At 70.4% G+C, this 24,493-nt stretch carries 23 protein-coding genes; 7 read left to right on the top strand and 16 right to left on the bottom strand.

Annotation, left to right across the window (positions count from 1 at the left end; translation table 11 throughout):
- Positions 1 to 39 precede the first annotated feature (39 nt).
- Both J7E22_RS06850 and J7E22_RS06845 read right to left on the bottom strand, forming a co-directional pair.
- A complete protein-coding gene (locus J7E22_RS06850) occupies positions 40 to 1,479 on the bottom strand; it encodes an MFS transporter (RefSeq protein WP_214980125.1) in 1,440 nt (479 codons plus the stop codon).
- The gene (locus J7E22_RS06845; RefSeq protein ID WP_214980123.1) at positions 1,479 to 1,952 is read right to left on the bottom strand and encodes a MarR family winged helix-turn-helix transcriptional regulator; all 474 of its coding nucleotides are present in this window, start codon (positions 1,950 to 1,952) and stop codon (positions 1,479 to 1,481) included. Before J7E22_RS06845 ends, J7E22_RS06850 begins: the two co-directional genes overlap by 1 nt.
- Positions 1,953 to 2,054: 102 nt before the next feature.
- Here J7E22_RS06845 and J7E22_RS06840 point away from each other — a divergent pair, with 102 nt between their 5' ends.
- From J7E22_RS06840 to J7E22_RS06825, 4 genes are all read left to right on the top strand, one after another.
- A complete protein-coding gene (locus J7E22_RS06840) occupies positions 2,055 to 2,738 on the top strand; it encodes an SDR family NAD(P)-dependent oxidoreductase (protein WP_214980121.1) in 684 nt (227 codons plus the stop codon).
- A 195-nt stretch (positions 2,739 to 2,933) separates the two neighbouring features.
- A complete protein-coding gene (locus J7E22_RS06835; RefSeq protein ID WP_214980120.1) occupies positions 2,934 to 3,809 on the top strand; it encodes a hypothetical protein in 876 nt (291 codons plus the stop codon).
- Between the two features lie 424 nt (positions 3,810 to 4,233).
- The gene (locus tag J7E22_RS06830; protein ID WP_214980119.1) at positions 4,234 to 5,463 is read left to right on the top strand and encodes a histidine kinase; all 1,230 of its coding nucleotides are present in this window, start codon (positions 4,234 to 4,236) and stop codon (positions 5,461 to 5,463) included.
- The gene (locus tag J7E22_RS06825) at positions 5,460 to 6,131 is read left to right on the top strand and encodes a response regulator transcription factor (RefSeq protein WP_214980118.1); all 672 of its coding nucleotides are present in this window, start codon (positions 5,460 to 5,462) and stop codon (positions 6,129 to 6,131) included. Before J7E22_RS06830 ends, J7E22_RS06825 begins: the two co-directional genes overlap by 4 nt.
- A gap of 58 nt (positions 6,132 to 6,189) precedes the next feature.
- Here J7E22_RS06825 and J7E22_RS06820 read toward each other — a convergent pair whose 3' ends face one another.
- From J7E22_RS06820 to J7E22_RS06785, 8 genes are all read right to left on the bottom strand, one after another.
- On the bottom strand, positions 6,190 to 6,957 hold the full coding sequence (locus tag J7E22_RS06820) for a triose-phosphate isomerase family protein (protein ID WP_214980117.1): 768 nt from the start codon (positions 6,955 to 6,957) through the stop codon (positions 6,190 to 6,192).
- The gene (locus J7E22_RS06815; protein ID WP_214980116.1) at positions 6,954 to 7,463 is read right to left on the bottom strand and encodes a ribose-5-phosphate isomerase; all 510 of its coding nucleotides are present in this window, start codon (positions 7,461 to 7,463) and stop codon (positions 6,954 to 6,956) included. The genes J7E22_RS06820 and J7E22_RS06815 overlap by 4 nt, the downstream gene beginning before the upstream one ends.
- The gene (locus J7E22_RS06810) at positions 7,460 to 9,199 is read right to left on the bottom strand and encodes a dihydroxyacetone kinase family protein (RefSeq protein WP_214980115.1); all 1,740 of its coding nucleotides are present in this window, start codon (positions 9,197 to 9,199) and stop codon (positions 7,460 to 7,462) included. Before J7E22_RS06810 ends, J7E22_RS06815 begins: the two co-directional genes overlap by 4 nt.
- Positions 9,196 to 10,575: an MFS transporter gene (locus tag J7E22_RS06805; protein WP_214980114.1), complete on the bottom strand. Its 1,380-nt coding sequence runs from the start codon at positions 10,573 to 10,575 to the stop codon at positions 9,196 to 9,198. Before J7E22_RS06805 ends, J7E22_RS06810 begins: the two co-directional genes overlap by 4 nt.
- A 106-nt stretch (positions 10,576 to 10,681) precedes the next feature.
- A complete protein-coding gene (locus J7E22_RS06800) occupies positions 10,682 to 11,440 on the bottom strand; it encodes an SDR family NAD(P)-dependent oxidoreductase (protein ID WP_214980112.1) in 759 nt (252 codons plus the stop codon).
- Between the two features lie 20 nt (positions 11,441 to 11,460).
- The gene (locus J7E22_RS06795) at positions 11,461 to 12,417 is read right to left on the bottom strand and encodes a 3-hydroxyacyl-CoA dehydrogenase family protein (protein WP_214980110.1); all 957 of its coding nucleotides are present in this window, start codon (positions 12,415 to 12,417) and stop codon (positions 11,461 to 11,463) included.
- Entirely contained in the window at positions 12,414 to 13,472 is a 1,059-nt protein-coding gene (locus J7E22_RS06790; protein WP_308159168.1) for a TIM barrel protein, read from the bottom strand. Before J7E22_RS06790 ends, J7E22_RS06795 begins: the two co-directional genes overlap by 4 nt.
- A 92-nt stretch (positions 13,473 to 13,564) precedes the next feature.
- Entirely contained in the window at positions 13,565 to 14,281 is a 717-nt protein-coding gene (locus J7E22_RS06785; protein WP_214980108.1) for a GntR family transcriptional regulator, read from the bottom strand.
- 104 nt (positions 14,282 to 14,385) lie between these two features.
- Here J7E22_RS06785 and J7E22_RS06780 point away from each other — a divergent pair, with 104 nt between their 5' ends.
- Positions 14,386 to 15,576, top strand: a complete 1,191-nt coding sequence (locus J7E22_RS06780) for a Fic family protein (RefSeq protein ID WP_214980106.1) — start codon at positions 14,386 to 14,388, stop codon at positions 15,574 to 15,576.
- Between the two features lie 20 nt (positions 15,577 to 15,596).
- Here the strand turns inward: J7E22_RS06780 and J7E22_RS06775 are convergent, their stop codons facing one another.
- From J7E22_RS06775 to J7E22_RS06750, 6 genes are all read right to left on the bottom strand, one after another.
- Positions 15,597 to 16,595, bottom strand: a complete 999-nt coding sequence (locus J7E22_RS06775; RefSeq protein ID WP_214980104.1) for a matrixin family metalloprotease — start codon at positions 16,593 to 16,595, stop codon at positions 15,597 to 15,599.
- 99 nt (positions 16,596 to 16,694) lie between these two features.
- Positions 16,695 to 17,591, bottom strand: a complete 897-nt coding sequence (locus J7E22_RS06770) for an ABC transporter permease (RefSeq protein ID WP_214980102.1) — start codon at positions 17,589 to 17,591, stop codon at positions 16,695 to 16,697.
- Positions 17,588 to 18,502, bottom strand: coding sequence for an ABC transporter permease (locus J7E22_RS06765; RefSeq protein ID WP_214980100.1), 915 nt, complete (start codon positions 18,500 to 18,502; stop codon positions 17,588 to 17,590). The genes J7E22_RS06770 and J7E22_RS06765 overlap by 4 nt, the downstream gene beginning before the upstream one ends.
- Positions 18,499 to 19,710 (bottom strand): spermidine/putrescine ABC transporter substrate-binding protein, encoded by a 1,212-nt coding sequence (locus J7E22_RS06760; RefSeq protein WP_214980098.1) that lies wholly within the window; start codon positions 19,708 to 19,710, stop codon positions 18,499 to 18,501. Before J7E22_RS06760 ends, J7E22_RS06765 begins: the two co-directional genes overlap by 4 nt.
- On the bottom strand, positions 19,707 to 20,891 hold the full coding sequence (locus tag J7E22_RS06755) for an ABC transporter ATP-binding protein (protein WP_214980096.1): 1,185 nt from the start codon (positions 20,889 to 20,891) through the stop codon (positions 19,707 to 19,709). Before J7E22_RS06755 ends, J7E22_RS06760 begins: the two co-directional genes overlap by 4 nt.
- Positions 20,892 to 20,949: 58 nt before the next feature.
- Positions 20,950 to 22,470: an aminobutyraldehyde dehydrogenase gene (locus J7E22_RS06750; RefSeq protein WP_214980094.1), complete on the bottom strand. Its 1,521-nt coding sequence runs from the start codon at positions 22,468 to 22,470 to the stop codon at positions 20,950 to 20,952.
- A 113-nt stretch (positions 22,471 to 22,583) separates the two neighbouring features.
- Between J7E22_RS06750 and J7E22_RS06745 the strand changes: the two genes are divergently transcribed.
- Entirely contained in the window at positions 22,584 to 23,066 is a 483-nt protein-coding gene (locus tag J7E22_RS06745) for an Lrp/AsnC family transcriptional regulator (protein WP_374193259.1), read from the top strand.
- Positions 23,063 to 24,493 carry an aspartate aminotransferase family protein gene (locus J7E22_RS06740; protein WP_214980090.1) on the top strand — a complete coding sequence of 477 codons (1,431 nt, stop codon included), beginning with the start codon at positions 23,063 to 23,065 and terminating at the stop codon, positions 24,491 to 24,493. The genes J7E22_RS06745 and J7E22_RS06740 overlap by 4 nt, the downstream gene beginning before the upstream one ends.

Raw genomic sequence — 24,493 nt, 5'->3', positions numbered from 1 at the left:
GCGTGGCGGGCCCGCCACGCGCCTCCCGTCCGTCGCTCGTCAGGCGGGGTCGGATGCCGCTCGGTGCGCCCCGGGCGTCCGCCGCTCGGTGGCGCTCCCGGCGTGCGTGACCACGTGGTTGACGACGAGGGCGATCAGGACCACCGCGCACGCGCTGGCGCTGATGACCAGCGCGAGGTCGATCCCGGTCGCGGACGGGTGCCGGTCCGGCGCGATGTTGGCGGCGAGGATCGCTCCGGAGATCGCACTGCCGAAGGACCCGCCGACCGTGCGGAGCACCTGGTTGAAGCTGACGGCGCTGCCGAGCTCCTCGGCGATGACCCGGCGGGCGATCAGCCCGGGCATCGCCGCGTAGGTGGACCCGATGCCGAGTCCGAACAGCAGCATGCCGAGCAGGATCTCCCACAGCGCGTGGTGTGCGAACAGCAGGAGGACGGATGACACGGTCACCACGGCCGCCCCCACGGGCAGGAGCGTGGTCATCCGGATGCGCTTCGCGATGACGCGGATGACCTGGTTCGCGGTGAAGCTGCCGACCGACAGCGGGAACATCACGAAGCCGGCCCAGAAGACCGGGAGCGCGATGCCGTAGCCGGTCTCGGCGGGTGCCTGGGCGATGAGGCTCCCGATCGACAGGCCCATGTACATCACCGTGCCGAGGCCGATCGCGGTCGCGTTGGCGAGCAGGACCTCACCGTTCCGGAGGACCCGCAGGTTGATCAGCGGGTGCGCGCTCCGCAGCTCCACGACCACCCACACCGCGAGCACGACGGCGGCACCGACGAAGGCGCCGATCGCCGCGGCCGAGCCCCAGCCCCAGTTCGGCCCCTCGCTGACGCCGGTCAGCAGGGCCGCGAGGCCGAGGCCGAGCAGGGCCGCACCCGGGAAGTCGAACGCGTGGCTGGCGACCCGGGTGTCCGGGCCGGCGGGAACTACTCGCGCCACGATGACGATCGCGCTCAGCACGAAGACGGCCGCGAACCAGAACGCCACCCGGTAGTCGAACACCCCGGCGATGATGCCCGTCAGGGGGTACCCGATCCCGATGCCCGTCGCGACGGTGACCGACAGGGTCGAGATGCCGCCGGTCGCCTGCTCGGTGGGGAGGTACCGCCGGGCAAGGGCGATGGTGACGGGGACGATGCCGTAGGTGAGCCCCTGCATGGCCCGGCCGATCAGGAAGACCGTGAAGTTCGGTGCCGAGGCCGCGACCACCGATCCGATGAGGATGATCGTGAGCGCGCCGACGAGCACCCGCTTCTTGTGCGGCCCGTCGCTCAGCCGCCCCATCACCGGGGTCGCGACCGCTCCGACGAGCAGGTTGATCGTGAGCATCCACTGCGCGGTGCTGACCGAGACGTGGAGTTCCCGCGAGATCGTCGGCACGAGCAGCATGCCGAGCGAGCTGACGATCGCGGTGCAGAGGGCCGCGTAGACCAGGACCGGCAACAGCCTGGTGGTGGGGCGAGTGCCGGGCATCAGGGCGTTCCTCCGTCGGTCTGGGGGTGTTCGGGGGCGCGCTGACCGAGGGTGAGGAGGCGTTCGAGTGCCGGGAGCGCCTCGGTGACCGCAGCCCGCTCGGCTGGCCCGAGGCCGTCGAGCATGGCGTCGATGCCCTGCTCGCGCCGCGTTCGTCGTTGCTCGAGCACCCGACGGCCGGCCGGCGAGATCTCGATCACGGTGGCGCGGGTTCGATCGTCCTCGGCCCGGGACACCAGCCCCTCGGCGTGGAGCCGCCGGACGAGCTGGGTCATCGCGGGTTGGCTGACGCTCTGCGTGCGGGCGAGCTCGGTGACCCGTGCGCCGCCGCCGACCTCGAGCAGGGTGAGCAGGGACGCTGCGGACGGCGAGATCCCGCGATCGGCGTTCATCGAGCGCAGCAGCGGGACGAACCGTTCGAGGAAGGTGGACAACCGTGCGGCGTCCTGCCCGTCCGGTTCGACCTTCTGCATAACGGCATTATGCCATGACGCGCTCGTGTCACCGTCGACCGGTGGTTCCGCTGTCCCCCGCGCGGGAGGACGCCGCGACGCGTGCGGGAATACCGTGGGCGCGTGGACCTCCAACTCAGCAATCGCATCGCCCTCGTCGTCGGCGGCAACGGGTACATCGGCACCGCCGTCGTCGATCGGCTCCGGCAGGAGGGCGCGACCGTCGTGGTGGCCTCCCGGAGCGCCGCGTCCGGCGACGGCGTCGCCCTCGACACCGCCGACCAGGACTCCGTCGACGCCGCCGTGGCGAGTGTGCTCGACGCGCACGGTCGGATCGACGCCGTGGTCGTCACCGCGGCACCGAGCGCCCGCACGCTCGACCCCGCGAAGAAGTCCGACCCGGCGCAGGTCGCGTCCGCGATCGACGGCAAGGCACTCGGGTTCCTCCGGGTCGCGAACGCCGTGCTCCCCCACCAGCGCCAGGCGGGCTTCGGTCGCGTCGTGGTGATCAGCGGCCAGAACGCGTACCTGTCGGGGAACATCACGGCCTCGCTCCGCAACACCGCCACGAGCGTGATCGCGAAGAACCTCGCCGACGAGTACGCGGGCACCGGCGTCACGGTGAACGTCGTCAACCCCGGGACGGTCACGGACACCCCGTCCCCCGAGGTGCAGCGGGGCGCCCCCGGTGACTCCACCCCGCAGCAGATCGCCGACCTCGTCGCCTTCCTGGCGTCGCCGCTGTCGGTGGTGTCGGGTGAGTCGATCGCGATCGCGCACCGGGTGCTCGGCCAGATCACCATCTGACCGTGGTCCGGCTGGGAGTCCGGCAACACCGCAGCCGAAAGGCTTCTGGCCTGCACGGCTAGGCGTGGCAACTTGAGACAGCGTGCCGAATGCCGGACTCTTCGTTCCAATGGTGGGGAACGGGCGATGGTTCCGGTGGGCGAACGGTACGCACCTGGTCCTGCAAATGACGGAGATTCATGCCACGCTCGTCCTATGAAGTCTCTCCGTGATGTGCAACAGGCCTGCCTTCGGGACATTCGCGCGGCGCGCGAGCTGCCGTGGGGGCTTTTCTCCGCTGTGTTCGACTCCTTCGGGTTGTACCTCCTCGCGCTCCTCCTCCTAGTCGGCGCCCTGGCAATTGCGTCCGTCTTTCTTCTTCCGTCCTACCTGATTTCTTCAGATAGTAAACATGTACTGGCATACTTCATCGCCCCCGTCGTTCTTGTGGCGCTCGGTTGGGGCATCTTTGCGTGGAGCTTGGCCGCAAGCGTCGGCAGTTTGGTAGTCGCGGTCCTCGGCAGACAAGCAACTCGGTCAGTGGTGCAAGGCATCGGAGCATCCCTCGCCCGGATCACCACATGGACTGGCCGAATCACGATGCCTGTGCTCCTTGCGTCGCTCGGGGGATGGACTCTCGGCATCGGCCTTCCGGCACATACTGAGCCCGTCTCCGTCATCCGCAATGTGGCAGTGCTGCAATTAGCGATGTTGTTCCTATCGCTCACCTTCGTGGTTTGCTTCGAAGCGGTTCACGTGGTGTGGCGCCAGTCGGATGGGCTGCCGTGGAGCGTACGGGTACCGGCAGCCGGCGCATTCGCCTTTGCCGCGTGGATGATCGCTCGACGTTGCTGGCGTCTCAGACCATCAGTAGAAACGCTGCTCAATAGCATCGTGCCTGCACAACTTAACGAGGTGGATCACGCGGAAATCGTGAGGGTGTTCGCGGCACAGTCTCCTGACGTCCCGTGGGTGTTCGGGGTGGTCTTCGTTGGCGTCATTCTCGGAGCACTCATCCATAGAGACGTCCGCGTCAGCCGCCAGAGCCGGGCCACGCAAACGTCACCATCGAGGAGCATTGCGTCAGCGTGAGGCAAGTGCCGGACGCCTGTCCAAAGAAGGCGCCCGACCTACGGACGGCCGATGAGCGATCAAGCATGCGGTTCCCTCCGCCGTTGCCCACCGGGTCGAACGCGCGAACGTGATGGGCAATGCGAGGGGGATTTTTTGTGCACCTTCGGCCGCGAGGATGAGGGCGTTCCTCCCCTCGCCCGATGTGCGCCGCCGTCCGGTTGTCGATGCTGGTGCCATGGAATCCTCGTCGAAGCACACGATCGCGTCCCTCGTCCTGTTCGTCGCGATCGTCGCGGTCACGGCGACCGCGCTCATCGCGATGTCACCGCTCCCGTGAGCTGCGCGCCGGTCCCCGCGACGACACCTCACCGCATCCCCGGGCGGACCGCGCGCCGCACCTCCGGGCCGACCCCGCGCCGCACCCCCGTGCGATGATCGAGCCGTGACGGAAGCCCGCACGTTCATCCGGCCGATCGCCACGCGGTCGATCGTCATCGACGTGGCGTGGGCCGGCCTGGCGGCGTTCGTCTTCCTGCTCCCCATCGACCTCGAGCTGGAGCACGCGAGCCTGCTCGCCGTCCTCGCGGCCTCGGCTGCGATCGCGGTCCGGCGGGTCTCCCCGTCCACCGCGATGGCGATGGTCGTCGTCCTCGGCATCGTGCAGGTCGGCGGCGGTGAACGGCCCTCGTTGGTCGACCTCGCGATCTTCGTGGTGATCGGCACCACCGCGGTGGTCGGGACGCGGGCCGAGGTCGTCGTCTCCGGGATCCTGGCGTTCGTCGCCGGCGTGGGCACCACGCTGTACCTGGCGTCGACCGGCTTCCGGTTCCTCGTGCTCATCAACGGCCCCCGCGACCAGGCGTTCCTCGCGATGGCCGCCCCGGTCACCGCGCTCCTCGGGGTGTGGGCGGGTGGCATCGCGATCCGCGCGTTCCGATCGCGTGACCGCGAGTCCGAGCGCCGGGCCGACGCCGAGGCTGCGGCGAGCCTGGCGGAGGCCGTCGCGAGCGAGGCCGAGGCCACCGCGACCCGCGCGATCGACGTCGCCGAGGCCGAACGGATCCGCGCCGACATCGCCCGCGACGTGCACGACGTCGTCGGACACTCCCTCGCCGTGATCATCGCGCAGGCCGACTCGGTGCCGTTCCTGGACGACGAAGCCCGGGTCCGCGAGGTCAGCGCGACCATCGCCAGCACCGCCCGGAGCTCGCTGGTCGAGGTCCGACAGGTCCTCGGCCACATCGACGGCTCGTCCGAGGTGACGGACCCCGGGACGCTCGAGGAGATCGTGCACGGCATCCGTGAAGCGGGTGTCGAGGTCGACCGGACCGTCCGCGGCGTCCCGGCACCGTTCGGGGCCGCCACCGGGACGGCCGCACGTCGCGTGCTGCAGGAGATGCTCACGAACGCGCTCCGGCACGGGGCGCCCGGTCTGCCCGTGATCGTCCGCGAGACGTGGCGCTCCGCCGACCTGGTGCTCGAGGTCGAGAACGTCGTCCCCGACGCCCTGCGGACCGGCGCACCGACCACCCGGGGGTCCGGACGCGGCCTGTCCGGTATGCAGTCCCGGCTCACCGCGCTCGGGGGGTCGTTCGACGCCGCCGTCCTCGACGACGTGTTCGCCGCCCGCGCCCGCATCCCGTTCGACGTCCAAGGGGGACCAGTCCGATGACCGAACCGATCAAGATCCTGCTGACCGACGACCAGGCCCTGTTCCGTGCGGGCCTGCGCGTCGTGCTCGACGCCCAGGACGACATGCTCGTGGTGGGCGAGGCGTCGGACGGCGCCGAGGCCCTCGCGCTCATCCCGGAGCTCCGGCCGGACGTCCTGCTGCTCGACATGCGCATGGCCGGGATGGACGGCGTCGAGACCGTCCGGCAGCTGTTCTCCGGTGCCGTCGAGGGTCCACTCCCCCGCGTCGTCGTGCTCACGACCTTCGGGCTCGACCCCGCGGCGGCGACCGCGATCCGCCTCGGCGCGAGCGGGTTCCTGCTGAAGGACACGACGCCCCCGTTCCTGTTCGCGGCCGTCCGCGCCGTGCACGAGGGCAGTTCGGTGATCGCGCCGAACGACCTGTCGCAGCTGTTCGGTGTCGACGTGGAGCGGGCACCGGCACCACAGCCGCCGGCGTTCCAGACGCTCACCGACCGGGAGCGCATCGTGTTCGGCTGGGCGTCACGCGGACTCTCGAACGCCGAGATCGCCGCGAAGGAGTTCGTCACCGAGTCCACGGTGAAGACGCAGATCAGCAGCGTGCTCGGGAAGCTCGGGCTGCGCGACCGCGTGCAGCTCGTGGTCTACGCACACGACCACGGGCTCGCCGGCGCGCGGGACGCCTGAGAGAACACGCTGCGCGACGCCGGTCGATGGGCAGCGGCGTGCGCGGCTCCGATGCCGGTCAGGCGGTACCGTGCAGCGCCTGCACCTCGTCGAGGATCGTCGCGATGGCAGTCGGATCGTGGGCGAACCGGCCGAGGAACAGCCCGCCGATGCGCCCTGCCCCGCGCGTGAGCAGCCCCGGCCCGGCGCTCCCGCCGTAGAGCACGGTGGACCCGGCCAGCTCCGGCCGCGCAGCCAGGTGCGCTCCCAGACCGGCGAGCACGGCGACGATGTGGTCGTCGGGTGCGGGCGCGGGCGCACCGATCGCCCACACCGGCTCGTACGCCGCGGTGAGCGGGCCGAGCACGCCCGCCGCCGCGGCCGCCACGAGTGCTCGGTCGACCTGCGCGGTCACCGCCGTCACGGCGTCCGCCGTGGAGGCCCGACTCGTCTCACCGACGCACAGCAGCGGACGCAGGTGGTTGCGGAACGCCGCGTCGACCTTCCGCGACACGACGTCGTCGTCCTCGTGGAACAGCGTGCGGCGCTCGGCGTGCCCGATCTCGACCAGGCGGACGCCGATCTCGTGCAGCTCGGCCCCGGAGACCTCCCCGGTGAACGCCCCGGCGTCGGCCCACCCCAGGTCCTGCGCCGCGAGCACCACACCGGACCCCTCGAGCAGGTCCCGCACGGGCACGAGTGCCGGGAAGGTCGGTGCCACGAAGAGCGTCGCCGCCCCCGAGGTCACCGCGGGGTGCCGCCGGGCGATCTCCGCCACGTCCGACGCCCAGGCCAGGGTGCGGGCGTGGGAGAAGTACGTCTTGAGCGACACCCCGATGGTGATCACGCGCCGCTGTTCCCCTGCGCGTCGTCCGCCTGCGCGTCGATCCCGGCGGCGGCCGAGCCGTCGTACCCGCAGATCGCCTGGACCTTCTCCGCCGACGCAGACGACGGGTCGAACGTGTAGCCGAGCCACTCCTTCGCGAGCCGGCGCGCGAGCTCGATGCCCACGACCCGCTGTCCCATGCACAGCACCTGCGCGTCGTTGGACAGCACCGAGCGCTCGACACTGTAACTGTCATGCGCGGTCACTGCCCGGACCCCGGGCACCTTGTTCGCGCTGATCGCCACCCCGAGGCCCGTCCCGCAGATCAGGATCGCCCGATCGGCCTCACCGTTCGCGACCATCCGGGCGGCGTCGACCGCGATGTGCGGGTACGCGGTGTGCCCCTCGGCGTCGACCCCGACGTCCACGACCGACGCCACGCGCTCGTCCTGCTCCAGGTCCGCGCGCAGGACCTCCTTGTAGTCGAACCCGGCGTCGTCCGAGCCGATCACCATGCGGTACGTCATGCGTGCTTCCCTTCCTCGGTTGTGGCGATGACCTGTGCCACCGTCTCCACGATGAGCGCGAACGACACCGCGCCGGGGTCGGGGGTCCCGACCGCCTGCTCGGCGTGGGTCCGCGCCCGGCCCATCTTCGGCAGCAGCTCGGCCGTGCCGTCCGCCGCCGTCCGTGCGGCACCCGCAGCCGCGGTCCACGCCGCCGCGAGCCCGGTTCCGGTGTCCACCTGGGACCGGAGGACATCGTCGAACGGCACCAGGGCGTCGACCATCGTCTTGTCGCCCACGCTGGCCCCGAAGGCCAGGACCGCCTCGGTCGCGGCCCGCACCCCGTCGACGACGGACGCCGACGACGGACGGGAGGTGTCCCCGAGGACGCGACCCAGTGCCTCCAGGGCGGCTCCCCAGATGGCGCCGGAGGTGCCACCGGCCTTGTCCGACCAGGCGTCCGCGGCGATGAGCAGGACGGAACCAGCGCCGGCTCCGCGAGCCACCGCGTCCTGCGCGGCCACGTCGGCGGCGTGCGCACCGCGCTGCATGCCGATGCCGTGGTCGCCGTCACCGGCCACCGCGTCCATGTGTCCGAGCTCGTCCGCGTGGTCGTCGAGGAGCGACCGGACGGCGGCGAGCGCCGCCGCGACGCGGGTCCCTGCGAACCGCGACTCGTCGCTCGCCGGGCCGACGGTCGGTCCCGTCGCGTCCGCCTCCGCTGCTGCGGCCGACACCCGGTCCTGCTGGACGGCTCCGCCCTTCCGGAACGCCGGGGTGTCCGCGGGCGCGGCCCAGAGGGCTTCGAGTTCGTCGTCGACCCAGAACAGGGTGAGCGAGACGCCCGCCATGTCGAAGCTCGTGACGAGTTCCCCGACCTCTGGCTCGACGATGACGACGCCGGCGTCCGTGAGCTGTCGCTGCACCGAGCGGTAGACGACGAACAGCTCCTCGTACTTCACGCTCCCCAGGCCGTTCAGGATCGGGACCACGCGCTGCCCGTTCGCCTGCACGCCGTCCGGCAGCTCGTCGAGCAGCCGCGACACCAGCAGGGATGCGAGCCCATCGGCGCTCGGCACGGCGACCTCGTCGATGCCGCGTTCGCCGTGGATGCCCATCCCGATCGCCATCCGCCCCTCCGGCACGGTGAAGAGCGGCTCGTCCGCACCGGGCAGCGAGCAGCCCGAGAACGCGACGCCGAACGAGCGCGTGCGGTCGTTCGCGCGCTCCGCCACGGCGGTGACCTCGTCCAGCGAGCGCCCCTGCTCGGCGGCGGCCCCGGCGATCTTGAACACGCAGAGGTCCCCGGCGATCCCACGGCGTCGGTCGGCCTGGTCGGCTGGTGCCGACACCACGTCGTCGGTGACCCGGACCGTCCGCACCGGGATGCCGTCGGCCTCGAGCGTCCGCGCCGCCGCGTCGAAGTTGAGCACGTCGCCGGCGTAGTTGCCGTAGCTGAACAGGACGCCACCGCCGTGCTCCGCCGCTCGGGCGACCCCGACGACCTGCTGGGCGCTCGGGGACGCGAACAGGTTCCCCATCGCCGCACCGGCCGCCAGTCCGTACCCGACCAGGCCGCCGAACGCCGGGTAGTGGCCGGAGCCGCCCCCGATCACGACGGCGACCGTGCCGTCCGGGGACGTCGTCGATCTGGCCACACCGCCGTGCACACGGCGGACCCATCGTTCGTTCGCCGCGACGAAGCCGTTGGTCGCCTCGTCGGCGAAGTCCGCGGGGTCGTTGAAGAGCCTGGTCATCGTGTCGTCTCCTTCGTCGCCACGTGCGAGGTGTCGAGCAGATCATCCGCTTTCGACCCTCGGAAGAACTTCGTGCAGAAGATCATCACCGCCGCCAGGAACGCGAGCACCCCGAGCGAGACGATGCCGAACGCACCGCTGTCGGTGGGGACCGCCGCGTTGATGGCGGTGCGCATGATCGGGGCGACGAAGCCGCCCAGGTTGCCGAGCGAGTTGATCAGTCCGATGCCGGCCGCGGCCGCTGCGCCGGTGAGGAACGCCGTCGGGTAGGCCCAGGTGATGGGCCCGACCGCCAGGAAGCTCGCGACCGCCAGCGTGATGAACACGATGCCGAGGACCGGCTGGCCGTTCGCGCCGGCCCACGCGGACCCGAGGATCGACAGCCCGGTGGTGATGTAGAACAGCGTGCCCCAGCGGCGACGCCGACCGACGCTGTCCGCCCGCGCACCGATGAGGTAGCAGGCGACGAGCCCGACGAGCCACGGGATCGCGGACACCAGGCCGACCTGCCAGCCGACGTCCTGCCCGAGGATCGACGACACCTGCTGCGGCAGGTAGAACGTCGTGCCGTACACGGCGACCTGCAGGCAGAAGTAGATCACCGTGAAGTACCAGACGCGCCCACTCGCCAGGGCCTTGAGGATGCCCGTCGGACCGTCCGCACTCCGCGCCGTGTCCTCCCGCGCCATCGCCGCGGTCAACGACGACTTCTCGCCGTCGTCGAGCCACTTCGCCTGCTGCGGGCTGTTCGTCAGGAAGAAGAACGCGGCGACGCCGGCCAGCACCGCCAACACGCCTTCGCCGCCGAACATCACCTGCCAGCCGTGGAACGGGGTGACCTTGTCCCCGACGCTGATCAGGGCCCCGGACAGCGGCGCGCCGATCATCTGCGAGAACGGCTGCGCGAGGTAGAAGATCGCGAACATCCGGACGCGGACCTTGTTCGGGAACCACTCGGACAGGTACATGATTACGCCCGGGAACAACCCCGCCTCGGTCACGCCGAGGATGAAGCGCAGGATGATGAACATGGTGTCGTTCGTCGTGAAGGCGAACAGGCCGGCGACGGTGCCCCACGTGATCGCGATACGGGCGAGCCAGAACCGGGCGCCGAACCGCTTGAGCAGCAGGTTCGACGGGATCTCGAAGATCGCGTAGCCGATGAAGAAGATGCCGGCGCCGAGGGCGAACGCGGCGTCCGAGATGCCGCGGTCGACGCGCAGCGCCTCCTCGGCGAACCCGACGTTGGTGCGGTCGAGGAACGCGACGAAGTACAGGATGACCAGCATCGGCATGAGGTGCTTGGTCGCCTTGGCGATGCCCGATCGCAGCGCCGGATCATGGGTTGACCCCAGGACGGGGACGGATGAGGACACGGTCGCTCCTTCGCGATCGAGTGGTCTGACTGGAGGCACGACACACGGCGAGCACGTCGGCTCGCGTGGTCGTGGGGCCGGTGTTCCGGCCCGGAGCGCTTCGCGCTCAGTGCATGTAGAGGCCGCCGTCGACGTTGAGCGTCTGCCCGGTGACGAACCCGGCGTCCTCGCTGATCAGGTAGGCGATCGCCGCCGCGATGTCCCGCGGCGTCCCGATGCGCGGCAGCACTCCGTCGGCGGCCATCTCGACCTTCCGCTCTTCGGTGAGCGTGCCACCCATGATGTCGGTGTCGATGGGCCCGGGGGCGATCGCGTTCACCGTGACACCGCGCGGCCCGAGCTCACGGGCGAGCCCGCGGGTGAGCCCGATGACGCCGGCCTTGGCGACCGTGTACGGCGTCTTGCTGAACGTGCCGCCGCCGCGCTGCGCCGAGACGGACGACAGGTTGACGATGCGGCCGTACCCGTTCCGGACCATCGACTCGGCAGCGCGGAGGCTCGCGAAGTGCACGCCGTCGAGGTTGATCGACAGGACGCGGTGCCACTCCCCCTCGGGCAGGTCGAGGTACGCGTGGGCGGAGGACACCCCCGCCAGGTTCACGAGTGCCGTGAGGGGCGGCAGCGCGGCTTCGATCGTGTCGAAGGCCGCACGCACGGCCGACTCGTCGGCGACGTTCGCCCCGGCACCGACGGCCTGGACGCCGTGCTGGTCACGGATCTCCGCCGCGACCGCCTCGCTGGCGGCCTGGTCGAGGTCGATGATCCCGATGTCCCATCCGGCCTCGGCCAGGTGGTGGGCGGTGGCGCGGCCGATCCCACGGGGTGATGCGGCTCCGGTGAGGACGACGGTCTTCTGCTCGGTCATGTCCGTGCTCCTGGTGGTGCTCAGTGGATGGGGGCGGGGCCGAGCTCGTCGAGGAGCTTCTGCATCGCGACGTAGGCCCGGTTCCGGTAGGCGACGAGTTCCGGCGTGCGGTCAGCGGGCACGTCGAGGTACCCGGCGCCGGACTTCGTGCCGAGCTCGCCGGCGTCGACGTGCGCCTGCAGGGTCGGCGGGGTGGCGAAGCGCTCGGGCCAGCGGGTCTGCAGCGACTCGAAGCAGAACGCGTAGACGTCGAGACCGGCCATGTCGGCGATCGCGAACGGGCCGAAGAACGGCAGGCGGAAGCCGAAGGTCGTCCGCACGATCGTGTCGATGTCGTCGGGGCTCGCGATGCCCTCGTCGGCGATCTTGCTGGCCTCCTCGAACAGCGCGTACTGCAGCCGGTTCAGCACGAAACCGGTGGCGTCCTTCACCCGGGCGGTCTGCTTGCCGGTCGACGCGACGACGGTCTCGGCGAGCACCACGGCGGCGTCCCCGGTGGTGGGGTGCGGGATGAGTTCGACGCCCGGGATGAACGGAGCCGGGTTCGAGAAGTGCACCCCGAGGAACCGTTCGGGACCGGTGACGGCCTCGGCGAGTGCCTCGATGAGGATCGTCGACGTGTTCGAGCCGATCACGGCGTCCGGGCGGGCGGCGGCGCTGATCCGGGCGAGGGTGGCGTGCTTGATCGCGATCTTCTCGGGGACGGCCTCCTCGATGAAGTCGGCGTCGGTGACCGCGGCCTCGATCGACTCGGCGGCGGTGATGTTGGGGCGCACCCGCTCGACGGCGTCCGCGGGGAAGAGCCCGTCCGCGACGAACTGTGCGGTCTCGCCGAGCAGCCGCTGGAGGTTCTGCTGCGCGATCTCGGCCGAGACGTCGGCGATCCGGACGGTGTGGCCGGCGAGGGCGAGGACCTGGGCGATCCCGCCGCCCATGTAGCCGGACCCGACGACGGCGATGTCGAGGGTGGTGGTCATCGGACTGCTCCTTCGTGCTTCGTGCCGATGCTCGTCGTGGCGAGCACCGATCGGATGTACCGCTGGTTGGTCGCGCACACGCCGAGGCTGTCCCCGCCGTACTGCTCGGTCATGACGATGCCGCGGAAGCCGTCGGCCACGGCGTCCCGGAGGACCTGCCGGTAGTTGATGAGCCCGGTCTCCATGGTGCTCGGCACGCTGGTCGCCCAGCTGCCGTCGCCGGCTTCGTCCCGCGTGTAGTTCTTCACGTGCAGGTAGTTCGTGTGCGGCATCGTCTTGGCGAACAGTTCGCGCCAGTCCTCCACCGGGCGGTGCAGGCGGATGAGGTTCGCGACGTCCGCGTTCAGCCCGACGGTGTCGAGGCCGATCTCCTCGATGAGCCGCACCGCGCTGTCCGCGGTCCCGAGGTAGGTGTCCTCGTAGAGCTCGAGCGCCATCGGCAGCCCGACGGAGGCCGCGTGCTCGCCGAGTTCACGGAGGCGGGAGGCCGCGGCCTTCCGGACCTCCGGGTCGTCCGGGTCCTTCGGGCCCGGTGCCGTCCAGAACCAGAGCGCTCGCTGCTGGGCCTCGGAGAACGGCTGGTGCAGCCCGGTGGAGAACACCTGCATGCCCCACTCGGCCGCGGCGTCGATGGTGCGGTGCGCGTAGGCGAGGTTCTCGGCCTCGTGCCCCGGCTGGATGACGCTCTTGCGCTGCAGGTGCACCGAGGGGATCCCGATGCCGTGGGCCTTCGCGATGGCGAACAGCTCGTCGCGCCGGGACCGCTCGAGGTCCGCGGGGCGGATGTGGCTGTCGGCCAGTTCGGCGAGCGTGAACCCGACGGCCTCGATCTGGGTGAACACGTCGTCCCACACCTCGGCGGGGGCGTCGTGGAACGGTGTGCCGTCGCGGGTGATCGGGGCGAAGCCGTGCAGGCAGGCCGCGATGGGCCAGGTCTCTGCGGTCCAGGTTGTCGGGTCCCAGTCCTGGTCGACCCAGGTCTGCGGCGACGCGCCGGCCTGCGGTGACGTGCCGGCTGCCGTGCTGACCGGGGATGATGGTGCGTCCAGTGCCACGGGTGCTCCTTTGCAGTCGTGCGGTTCTCCGGTGAACCTCTTTCCTATAGGAAAGATACCCGAACGAGCACCGGGCGCAACCCCTCGCGGGATCAGGACACGTGCGACGCGTCCGCGCGGGACCGCATCCGGACGTTGTCGATGTGCACGCGCATCGCCGCGACGGCCGCGGACGGGCTGACCCCCAGCGCGTCGACGATCGACCGGTGCTCGTCGACCGCACGCCCGGTGTCGTCCCCGCCCCCGCCGACCAGCTGCCGCATCCGGTGGACCCTGGTCGTGATGATCTCGGACATCTCCTCGAGGAACGGGTTCCGCGTCGCGTCGAAGATCACCTGGTGGAAGTCCCAGTCACTGCGGAAGTACCGGCCGACGAGTTCTTCGGGCGCTGCCTCCGACCCGAACTCGGCCACCTCCCGAGCGACCGCGGCCTGCTGCTCGAGGGCTCGCTCCAGGTGCGCCCGGAGCACGGCGACGTCCCCGTGCGCGGCGAGCTCCACGGCGCCGCTCTCGACGATGAGTCGGGCGTCGAACAGCGCCTCGAGCTGGTCCCCGGCGAGCGGGGGCGCCACCCGGTAGCCCTTGTTCGCCTCCCTCGTGACGAGCCCGGTCCGCTCGAGCTGCACCAGGGCTTCGCGCACCGGGGTCGGGGAGACGCCGAGCGTCCGCGCCAGTCCGTCGATGGACAGGCGCATGCCCGGCTCGACGTCGTGGCCCATCAGGACCTCGAGCACGCGGTCGTAGACCCGGTCCCGCAGTCCGAGCTGCGTGATCCGCTCCGTGCCGAACCCGGGCAGCGTGCTCGTCATGTCGTCGATCCTAGAGAATCCGCGTCGATCCCAACCGCGCAGAACCCGTTGTTTAGGTTTACGCTCTAAACCTAAACAACGAGACCGAAACGGAAGGGATACGGATGACCGGGAGCACCGAACTGGCCTGGGAGGACCGGATGCTCCCCCGCGTCGACAACTGGGACCTCGTCACCCGCCGTGAACGTGCGCTCCGGCAACAGCCGTACCGCGCGGCGATCCCTGCCCGGATCGCCCAGCTCGGGTTCGTGGTGCCGCAGCAGACCCTCGCCGACGCCGACGACGCTGCACGTGCGATCGCCCGCTTCGACGCGGAGTACGAGGACTTCCCCGAGCCGTTCTCCGGGGTGCTCCTCCGGAGCGAGTCGGCCTCCAGCTCGGAGATCGAACACCTCACCGCCGGGGCTCGCGCGATCTCGGAAGCCGAGATCGACGAGCGTGTGACCGGCAACGCCCCGCAGATCGTGCGGAACGTCCGGGCGATGGAAGCGGCGGTCGCGCTCGCTGACGACATCGGACACGACACGGTGATCGCCATGCACCGGGAGCTGCTGGACGACGTGACGCCGGACCTCGTCGGTCGGTACCGCGAGGAGCAGGTGTGGATCGGCGGGGCGCTCCCGCACCTCGCGGCGTTCGTCCCGCCGCACCACGACCGCGTCGTCGCGGCGATGGACGACCTCATCGCCTTCACCACGCGGACCGACCTGCCGCTGCTCGTCCAGGCCGCCGTCGCCCACGCGCAGTTCGAGACGATCCACCCGTTCCCCGACGGCAACGGTCGCACCGGCCGGGCGCTGGTCCAGGCGATCCTCCGTCGCGGCGGTCTGCTCCGCCACCTCACGATCCCGGTCAGCAGCGGGATCCTCACGGACGTCGACGCCTACTTCGGTGCGCTGGACGCGTTCCGCACCGGTCGCGTCGCCCCCATCGTCGACGTGTTCTCCGCCGCGTCGCTCTCCGGACTCCGGAACGCGGAACGGCTGGCCGCCGAGATCCGGGCGCTCGTGGCGCGGTGGGACGACCGCCTGACCGGGATCCGCTCCGACGCCACGGCGCGGAAGGTGGTGCGGCTGTCGATCGAGCACCCGGTCCTGAACGCCCGCCTCGTCGCCGAACGGACCGGTGCCAGCCCGCCCGTGATCACGAACGCGTTCGACCAGCTCGTGCAGCGTGGACTGCTCCGGCCCGGCAACTCACGGCAGCGCAACCGCATCTGGGTGAACGACGACGTCGTCGACGCGCTGGACGCGTTCGCCGAACGCAGCGGACGGCGACAGCAGCCGGGGTACTGACCCGCGCCACCGCACGGGCGTCAGTACACCGTGTCGATCCCGAACGCGTCGCCGAGCCCCAGCCGCCGCTGGCCCAGGTCGCACGGGGACGAGGCCGGCTTCATCACGAGGCCGCTCGTCTGCAGCGTGTGGCCGAGTCCGTACGCGTGCCCCCACTCGTGGGTGGCGACACCGCGCAGGTCGAACCGTGTCCCGGAGCACGTCGAAGCGGACGACCACGCGTACGCGGTCGTGTAGCGCTGGTCCACCTCGACCGCGACGCCACCGCGGGACCACACGCAGGTGGTCGCGAGCGTGCCGGCCTTGAGGGGACCCCAGCCGGTGACGCTCGTGCCGTTCGAGGCTCCGCACCCGCCGGTGGCGCTGACCGCCGGCGCCTGGGTCGTCCCGCCGAGGTACGTGTCCCTGGCACCGGAGGTGATGGTGCGGCCGCACGTGCTGATCGTGCCGGTCCACGCGTCTGCGCCGGCCCGGATGGCGGCGACGTCCGTCGCCTTCGCACCGGTCGAGTTCGACCGCCACTGCACCGGGGCGTTCCAGTGGTAGCCGAGGAGCGTGTAGGTCCGGTTCGTGCAGCTCGACGCGGGGGTGGTCGTCGTGGTGGTCGCCGCCATCGGACCGGACACCGTCAGCGAGCGCCGGTGCTGCTCGACCGCGCGCTGCTTGCGGACGGCCGCTTCCGATCCGGACCACGAGCCGTCGACGGCCACGGCGATGCCGGAGCGGCCGGTGTTCGTGAGGGACACGTCGCCGGGGTCGGCGGCCCCGACCGCGGCGACCGGCAGCGACGAGACGGTGGTGCCGGCGGACGGCACCGCGAACCGGCGCCCGTCGGGCAGGACGACGGTGCCGGAGGACACCGCGCACCCGGTCGACAAGGCGTCGACGGTGATCGTGCTGCCCGTGCAGGACGACGTCGTGCCCGCGACGGCCGGGGCCGCCCCGACCGACGTGGTGACGACCGCGCTGAGCGCGATCCCGATGGCGACCGCGCCGGCGGTCGCGGACGTCGTCCGCATGGTGGTGCCTCCCTGATCGGCACCGAACCCCTCGGTACGCCGGTGTCAGTGTGCGGAAGGCCACCCGGAGCGGTCAACCCCCCGAACTCGGAGGGGGCATCACCCCCGTGTTCGTGCAAGCCGGCGGTTGAGCGCCCCGTTCAGCAGGGCGACGAGCAGCCCGACGGCGAACACGAGCGTCCCGAAGCAGAGCACCTGCGGTGGCATCCCGGCCTTCGCGGCCCCGTACACGAACAGGGGGAAGGTGACCGACGGACCGGCGACGAACGACGTGATCACGTAGTCGTCGATCGACATCGCGAGGGCGAGCAGGCCGGCCGCGAGCATACCCGGGGCCAGCAGCGGCAGCGTGACGAGCCGGAACGCCTGCAGCGGGGTGGCGCCGAGGTCGCTCGCCGCCTCCTCGAGCACACGGCCGGTGCCCGCGATCCGACCCCGCAGGACCACGACGACGTACGCCACGTCGAACGCCACGTGGGTGATCAGGATCGTCAGGAACCCGGTGCCGAGCCCCACGGACAGGAAGAACGACAGCGACGCCGCCCCGACGACGATGGACGGCGCCGCGATGTCCGCGAACACGACGGAGTTGACGACACCGCGGCCCGGGAACCGGTACCGCTCCAGTGCCAGGGCGAGCGGCAGCCCGATCGCGACGGACACCACGGCGGCGAGCACCGCGATCACGACGGAGTTCAGGAACGCCGCCCCGAGGCCGGACACGTTCACCAGGTTCGCGTACCAGTACGTCGTGAAGCCGTTCCAGGCGAAGGTGAGCCGGTTCGTCGGGGCGTCGTTGAAGGAGTACGCGACCATGTAGGCGATCGGCACGAGGGTGATCCCGATGACGACCCAGTAGACGATCGCGAGCCAGGGTCCGCGGTGCGTGGCACCGCCGCGACGACGGCGGCCGCCCGTGGCGGTGGTGGCGGTCCCGGTGACGGGTGACGCCGGCGCGGCGGCGGCCCCCTGGCGCGTGGGGGTGACGGCGGTCATACGAGGTCCTCCAGGTCGTCGGTGCCGGAGACGCGGGCGTAGATGAACAGGATGATGCCGAGCACGACCATGAGCACGGTCGAGAGCGCGGCGGCGACGTTGTACTGCTGGTTCCCGGAGTAGGCGTCCTGGATCGCCTGGCCGATCGTGTACGTGTTCGTCCCGCCGAGGAGCGCCGAGTTGACCGGGTCGCCCACGCAGTCGATGAAGACGAGCAGGACACCGGCGAACACCCCGGACCGTGACAACGGCAGCGTGGTGTGCCAGAACGCCCGGAAGCGTCCGGCGTACAGGTCGTTGGCGGCCTCGCCGAGCCGGGGGTCGATGCGCTCGAGCGCCGCGTAGATCGGCAGCACCATGAAGGCCAGGTCGTTGTACGCGTCCCCGAAGATCACCGCCCCCGAGGTGCCGAGGATGTGGAAGTCCTTCCCCGCGAGCCCGATCGCCTGCAGGGCCGTGACGACCGGACCCTGCGACGCGAGCACGAACGCCCACATGTCGGTCCGGATGACGAACGACACCAGGAAGCTGATGAACACCAGCATGAGCAGCGGGTTCTTCCACCGTGGCGACACCCGGAACGCGATGAAGTACGCCACCGGGTAACCGACCGCGATGGTGACGATCGTCGCCGCCAGGCCGTACCAGAGCGACCGGAGCAGGAAGGTCGCGTACGGCACCTGCGGGTTCACGAACAGCGACGAGTAGATCCCGAAGTTCCAGGTGAACCGGTAGCCGTCGTCCGGGTTGCCGGACATCAGCGAGACGATGAGGCCGGACAGCAGGGGGATGACGAAGAACACGCACAGGTACGCGGTGCCGACCAGGGCGAGGAGGAACGGGGTGCGCAGGCGACGACGGGTCGGGTTCGACCCGGTCCCGGCGAGCGCCGCGGTGCCGACGGCGGTCACGACTGCACCACCGCGTTGAAGACGGCGTTCCACTCGGAGTACTCGTCGTAGTTCTTGAAGACCCGGAACTCGTGCGACCGCTCGAGCACCGCGGCGTCGGGGAAGACGAGGGGGCTCTCCGCAACCGTGGCGTCCTTGAGGTCGGTCCGGATGTACTCCTGCGCGCTCGGCACCGGGCAGACGTAGTTCACGTAGTCCTCGACGATGCCCGCGATCTTCGGCGTGTAGTAGAAGTCCATCCAGGCGAGCGCCGACACCGGGTTCGCGGCCTGCCGGGGGATGAGCATGTTGTCGTGCCACATCATCTGGCCCTCCTCCGGCGTGACGAACTTCAGGTGCTCGAACCCGGACTGCTGCGCCTGGAACACGTCACCGGACCACGCCTGCGTGATCCAGGTGTCCCCGTTCTCGAGCTTGTTGATGTAGCTCTGGTCGTAGAAGCCGGCGACGTTCGGGCGCAGCTTCTTCAGCCACGCCTGCGCCTTCCGCCAGTCGGCGGGCGTGGACTGCTCGGGCGCGATCCCGTTCGCGAGCAGCCCGAGCGACCCGAGTTCGGTGTTGTCGCTCATCAGTCCGACACGGCCCTTGAACGCCGGGTCGAGCAGGTCCTGGAACGAGGTGATCTCCCGGTCGATGTACTTCGGGTTGTAGGCGAGCCCGGTGATCCCGGTCTGCCACACCACCGAGTGCTTGTTGCCCGGGTCGTACACGGGGCTCGTGACCGACTTCCCCGCGTTCTTCGCGAAGTTCGGCAACCGGCTGTGGTCGAGCTCGCAGACGAAGCCGTTCTTGATCATCTGGGTGAGTTCGAACCCGTTCGTCATCACGACGAGGTCGTACCCGGTGGCGCCCTGTGCCCGGAGGATCGGGGACACGGTCGCGAAGAACGTCGCGTTGTCCTGGATCACCGCCTGGTAGTCGACGTTGATGCCGGTCGACTGCTCGAACAGGCGGAGCGATTCGGACTTGCCGTGGTCGGAGTCGATGTAGAGCGGCCAGTTCGCGAAGTTCAGCTGCTTCGTGGGCCTCGCGTCGGCCCAGAACCGCTGCCAGTCGACGGGGTGGTCGGCGAGGGACGCAGCTGACCCCTTGATGCTGCAGCCGGCCAACAGTGCGGCCACCGCGGCGGCGCCGCCGCCGGCGAGCAGACCGCGTCGGCTGACACGCGCCGAGGTGAGCCCTCGGAACAGGTCCGCCCCGCCGGTCACGCGACGGCTCCCACGGTCGGTGCGGACTGGAGGCCCGGTGCGGGCTGGGTGGTGGGCGTCGCGCCCGACGCGGGGGGCGCCTCCAGGCCGAAACCGTGGTCGACGCCCCACGTGAGCCAGACCTCGGTGCCCCGCGCGACGCGCGGGCCGCCCTTCGAGTTCTGCGCGAAGACCGCGACGCGACCGGCGCCGGGCACCTCGACCAGGTACTGCGTGCTGACGCCGGAGAACGACACGTCGACGACGTGGCCCGGCCCGAGGATGTTGCGTCCGGCCTCGGGGGTCGGCTCGGCGGTGCGGACCTTGAGCTTCTCGGGCCGCACCCCGACGAGCACCCGGCCCGTCGTCGTGACCGCCCGTGCGGTGGGGACTGCGAGGGAGCCCGCATCGGTCCGGACCACGAGCAGGTCGCCGTCGGTGCCCGTGACCTCGCCGTCGAGCAGGTTCGACTGGCCGAGGAAGTTCGCGACGAACGCCGTCCGGGGCAGCTCGTACAGCTCCTGTGGACTGCCCATCTGCTCGATCCGGCCACCGTTCATGACGGCGACCGTGTCCGCCATGGTCATCGCCTCTTCCTGGTCGTGCGTGACGTGCAGGAACGTCAGCCCCACCTCGGCCTGGATCGACTTCAGCTCGAGCTGCATCTGGTGCCGCAGCTTCAGGTCGAGCGCGCCGAGGGGTTCGTCGAGCAACAGGAGCGCCGGACGGTTCACGATCGCGCGGGCCAGGGCGACGCGCTGCTGCATGCCGCCCGAGAGCTGTGCGGGCCGCTTGGACGCGGATCCCTCGAGCTCGACGAGCCGGAGGGCCTCCATGGCCTTCGTCATCGGATCGGCGATCCGACGGCGCTTCAACCCGAAGGCGACGTTGTCGACCACGCTCATGTGCGGGAACAGCGCGTAGTTCTGGAACACCGTGTTCACCGGACGCTGGTACGGCTTCGTGTCGGTGACGTCCTTGCCGCCGAGGGTGATCGTGCCGCTCGTCGGTTCCTCGAGCCCGGCGACGAGCCGCAGGGTGGTCGTCTTGCCGCACCCGGACGGACCGAGCAGGGCGAAGAACGACCCGGCGGGGACCGTCAGGTCGAGCGAGTCGACGGCCGTGTGTCCGGGGAAGGACTTCGTGATCTGGTCGAGGCGGAGGTCCGCTCCCCGTTCGGCGAAGCTGCCGGGTGTTGCCATGGTTCCTCCTGCGGGTCGGGTGGGGCCGCGGCCGAGGTCAGGACCCGGCCGATCGGGTTCAGCTGGTCGGGCTCGTGCCGATGAACGACATGACGTGCTTGATGCGGGTGTAGTCGTCGAACCCGTACTGGGACAGGTCCTTGCCGTAGCCGGAGTGCTTGAATCCCCCGTGCGGCATCTCGGCGACGATCGGGATGTGGGTGTTGATCCAGACGCAGCCGAAGTCCAGGTCGCGGGCGAAGCGCATCGCGCGCCCGTGGTCGGTCGTCCACACCGAGCTGGCCAGGCCGTACTCGACGTCGTTCGCCCAGTGGAGCGCCTCGGCCTCGTGGTGGAAGCGCTGCACGGTCTGCACGGGGCCGAAGACCTCCTGCTGCACCACGTGGTCGTCCTGCCGAAGGCCCGCGACGATCGTCGGCTCGTGGAAGTAGCCCCTGTCGCCGATGCGGTGCCCGCCGTGCGCGATCGTGGCGTGGTCCGGCAGCGCGTCGAGGAACGAGCGGACGTGGGCGAGCTGCCCGGCGTTGTTCACCGGTCCGAACAGCGCGTCCGGTGCGCCGCCGGTGGTGGCGTGGTCGGCTGCGTACGCGGCGAGCGCCGCCACGAACTCGTCGTGGATCCCGTCCTGCACGAGCAGCCGGGTGGCGGCGGTGCAGTCCTGCCCGGCGTTGAAGAACCCGGCCGTCACGATCCCGGCGACCGCGGCGTCGACGTCCGCGTCGTCGAACACGATGACCGGCGCCTTGCCACCGAGTTCCAGGTGCGTGCGCTTGAGGTCCCCGGCGGCGGCACGGGCGACCTCGATGCCGGCGCGGACCGACCCCGTGATCGACACCATCTGCGGCGTCGGGTGGTCGATCATCGCCCCACCGGTCGAGCGGTCCCCGACGACGACGTTGAGCACGCCCGGCGGCAGGAACTCCGCAGCGACCTCGGCGAGCAGCAGGGTCGACAGCGGCGTGGTGTCGCTCGGCTTGAGGACCGTCGTGCACCCGGCGGCGATGGCCGGCGCGACCTTCCAGACCGCCATGTTGAGCGGGTAGTTCCACGGGGTGACCTGTGCGACGACGCCGACGGGTTCGCGCCGCACGAACGACGTGTGGTCGGCGAGGTACTCGCCCGCGCTCCGGCCCTCGAGGTTCCGGGCCGCACCGGCGAAGAACCGGATCTGGTCGACGGAGAGCAGGATCTCGTCCTGCACGAGCGAGGCCCGGGGCTTGCCGGTGTCGAGGGACTCCAGGTCCGCGAACTCCTCCGCTCGGGCCTCCATGGCGTCGGCGATGCGGAAGAGCGCGAGCTGCCGTTCACCGGGGGTCGTCCGACGCCAGGTCGCGAACGCCGTCTCGGCGGCCGCGAAGGCCCGGTCGACATCGGCGGCGGTCGAGACCGAGGCGGTCGCGTAGACCTGCTCGTTCGTCGGGTCGATCAGTTCGATCGTGGCGTCACCGGACGGCTCCGACCAGTCGCCGCCGACGAAGTTCCGGACCGGCGGGACCGCAGTTCCGTCCGCGGCGCGCTGCCCCGGGCGCGTGGACGGCTCGGTCGGTGCGGCCGCTCCGGCGGTGGTGGCTCCGGTCATGGCCGTGATCCTGGCACGGAAAACGGCGGTTCGGAAGACTTGTAACAACTGAAATCGTTGCGAAACACGGAGTTCACAACGGAATCCCTTGCCTTTGTTCCACAAGGCCTGCAATGCTGACCGCCATGGCGGCAGCACCACGACGTCCGGGGCCGATCGACGACACGTCGAAACGGATCATCGAACGGCTCCAGGCCGACGGGCGCCGCCCGTACGGCGAGATCGGCAAGGCGGTCGGTCTCAGCGAGGCGGCGGTCCGACAGCGTGTGCAGAAGCTCACCGAGACCGGCGTCATGCAGATCGTCGCGGTGACGGATCCCCTGCAACTGGGCTTCCACCGCCAGGCGATGATCGGCATCCGCGTCAGCGGCGACACACGCACCGTCGCCGACGCACTCGAACGACTCCCCGCCGTCGACTACCTCGTGATGACCGCCGGCAGCTTCGACCTCATGGTCGAGGTCGTCTGCGAGGACGACGACGACCTCATCGAACTGCTCAACGGCACCATCCGGGCCATCCCGGGGGTCGCCGAGACCGAGACGTTCGTCTACCTGCAACTCCGCAAACAGCTCTACGACTGGGGAACGCGATGACCATCTCCGAACAGCCCACACGGTTGGGCTCCTACGACCCGTTCGCCGCGGTCGACAACGAGGACCTGCAGCGCAAGTCCCGCGACCACCTGTGGATGCACTTCGCCCGCCACGGTGCGAACCAAGCCGGGGCCGAGGTCCCGATCATGGTCAGGGGCGAGGGACACCACGTCTACGACAGCCACGGCAAGGGCTACATCGACGGGCTGTCCGGCCTGTTCGTCGTCGCCGCCGGCCACGGGCGGAAGCGCCTGGCCGAGATGGCCGCGAAGCAGGCCGAGACGCTGTCCTTCTTCCCCATCTGGTCCTACGCCCACCCGGCCGCGATCGAGCTCGCCGACCGGCTGGCCGAGCACGCCCCCGGCGACCTCAACAAGGTCTTCTACTCGACCGGCGGTGGTGAGGCCGTCGAGACCGCCTTCAAGCTGGCGAAGTACTACTGGAAACTCCAGGGCAAGCCGATGAAGCACAAGGTCATCTCCCGCGCGGTCGCCTACCACGGCACCCCGCAGGGTGCCCTGGCGATCACGGGCATCCCTGCGATGAAGCAGATGTTCGAGCCGCTCACCCCCGGTGGCTTCCGTGTGCCCAACACGAACTACTACCGCGCCGAGGAGATGGGCTTCCCGGGCGGCACCGAGGAGCAGTTCGGCTTCTGGGCCGCCGAGCGCATCCGCGAGATGATCGAGTTCGAGGGACCGGACACCGTCGCCGCGGTGTTCCTCGAGCCGGTGCAGAACTCCGGCGGGTGCTTCACCCCGCCGCCCGGGTACTTCCAGCGCGTGCGCGAGATCTGCGACGAGTACGACGTGCTGCTCGTCTCCGACGAGGTCATCTGCGCGTTCGGCCGCATCGGCACGATGTTCGCCTGCGACACGTACGACTTCGTGCCGGACATGATCACCTGCGCGAAGGCGATGACCTCCGGGTACTCCCCGATCGGCGCGACCATCATCAGCGACCGGCTGTTCGAGCCCTTCTCGAAGGGCGACACGACCTTCTACCACGGCTACACGTTCGGCGGGCACCCGGTGTCGGCCGCCGTGGCGATGGAGAACCTCGACATCTTCGAGGAAGAGGGCCTGCTCGCCAACGTCCAGCAGAACGCGCCGCTCTTCAAGGCGGAGCTCGACACCCTGAAGGACCTGCCGATCGTCGGTGACGTCCGCGGCGCCGGGTACTTCTACGGCATCGAGCTCGTCAAGGACAAGGCGACGAAGACCACGTTCGACGACGACGAGTCCGAGCGGCTCCTGCGCGGGTTCCTGTCGAAGGCGCTGTTCGACGCGGGCCTGTACTGCCGGGCCGACGACCGTGGCGACCCCGTCGTGCAGCTGGCCCCGCCGCTCACCATCGGGCAGCCGGAGTTCCGCGAGATCACCTCGATCCTGCGGAGCGTCCTGTCCGAGGCGTCGTCGAAGATCTGA

This window comes from Curtobacterium sp. ISL-83, from assembly GCF_018613895.1.
Classification (GTDB): domain Bacteria; phylum Actinomycetota; class Actinomycetes; order Actinomycetales; family Microbacteriaceae; genus Curtobacterium.
Note: the sequence above shows the minus strand (reverse complement) of the source record. Positions and strands in the feature narration are given on the sequence as shown.

What these genes read in the sequence shown, in the direction of transcription:
- J7E22_RS06850 (WP_214980125.1), bottom strand. Translation starts at nt 1,479, where the DNA reads ATGCCCGGCACTCGCCCCACCACCAGGCTGTTGCCGGTCCTGGTCTAC.
- J7E22_RS06845 (WP_214980123.1), bottom strand. Translation starts at nt 1,952, where the DNA reads ATGCAGAAGGTCGAACCGGACGGGCAGGACGCCGCACGGTTGTCCACC.
- J7E22_RS06835 (WP_214980120.1), top strand. Translation starts at nt 2,934, where the DNA reads ATGAAGTCTCTCCGTGATGTGCAACAGGCCTGCCTTCGGGACATTCGC.
- J7E22_RS06825 (WP_214980118.1), top strand. Translation starts at nt 5,460, where the DNA reads ATGACCGAACCGATCAAGATCCTGCTGACCGACGACCAGGCCCTGTTC.
- J7E22_RS06815 (WP_214980116.1), bottom strand. Translation starts at nt 7,463, where the DNA reads ATGACGTACCGCATGGTGATCGGCTCGGACGACGCCGGGTTCGACTAC.
- J7E22_RS06810 (WP_214980115.1), bottom strand. Translation starts at nt 9,199, where the DNA reads ATGACCAGGCTCTTCAACGACCCCGCGGACTTCGCCGACGAGGCGACC.
- J7E22_RS06800 (WP_214980112.1), bottom strand. Translation starts at nt 11,440, where the DNA reads ATGACCGAGCAGAAGACCGTCGTCCTCACCGGAGCCGCATCACCCCGT.
- J7E22_RS06795 (WP_214980110.1), bottom strand. Translation starts at nt 12,417, where the DNA reads ATGACCACCACCCTCGACATCGCCGTCGTCGGGTCCGGCTACATGGGC.
- J7E22_RS06785 (WP_214980108.1), bottom strand. Translation starts at nt 14,281, where the DNA reads ATGACGAGCACGCTGCCCGGGTTCGGCACGGAGCGGATCACGCAGCTC.
- J7E22_RS06780 (WP_214980106.1), top strand. Translation starts at nt 14,386, where the DNA reads ATGACCGGGAGCACCGAACTGGCCTGGGAGGACCGGATGCTCCCCCGC.
- J7E22_RS06775 (WP_214980104.1), bottom strand. Translation starts at nt 16,595, where the DNA reads ATGCGGACGACGTCCGCGACCGCCGGCGCGGTCGCCATCGGGATCGCG.
- J7E22_RS06770 (WP_214980102.1), bottom strand. Translation starts at nt 17,591, where the DNA reads ATGACCGCCGTCACCCCCACGCGCCAGGGGGCCGCCGCCGCGCCGGCG.
- J7E22_RS06755 (WP_214980096.1), bottom strand. Translation starts at nt 20,891, where the DNA reads ATGGCAACACCCGGCAGCTTCGCCGAACGGGGAGCGGACCTCCGCCTC.
- J7E22_RS06750 (WP_214980094.1), bottom strand. Translation starts at nt 22,470, where the DNA reads ATGACCGGAGCCACCACCGCCGGAGCGGCCGCACCGACCGAGCCGTCC.
- J7E22_RS06745 (WP_374193259.1), top strand. Translation starts at nt 22,584, where the DNA reads ATGCTGACCGCCATGGCGGCAGCACCACGACGTCCGGGGCCGATCGAC.
- J7E22_RS06740 (WP_214980090.1), top strand. Translation starts at nt 23,063, where the DNA reads ATGACCATCTCCGAACAGCCCACACGGTTGGGCTCCTACGACCCGTTC.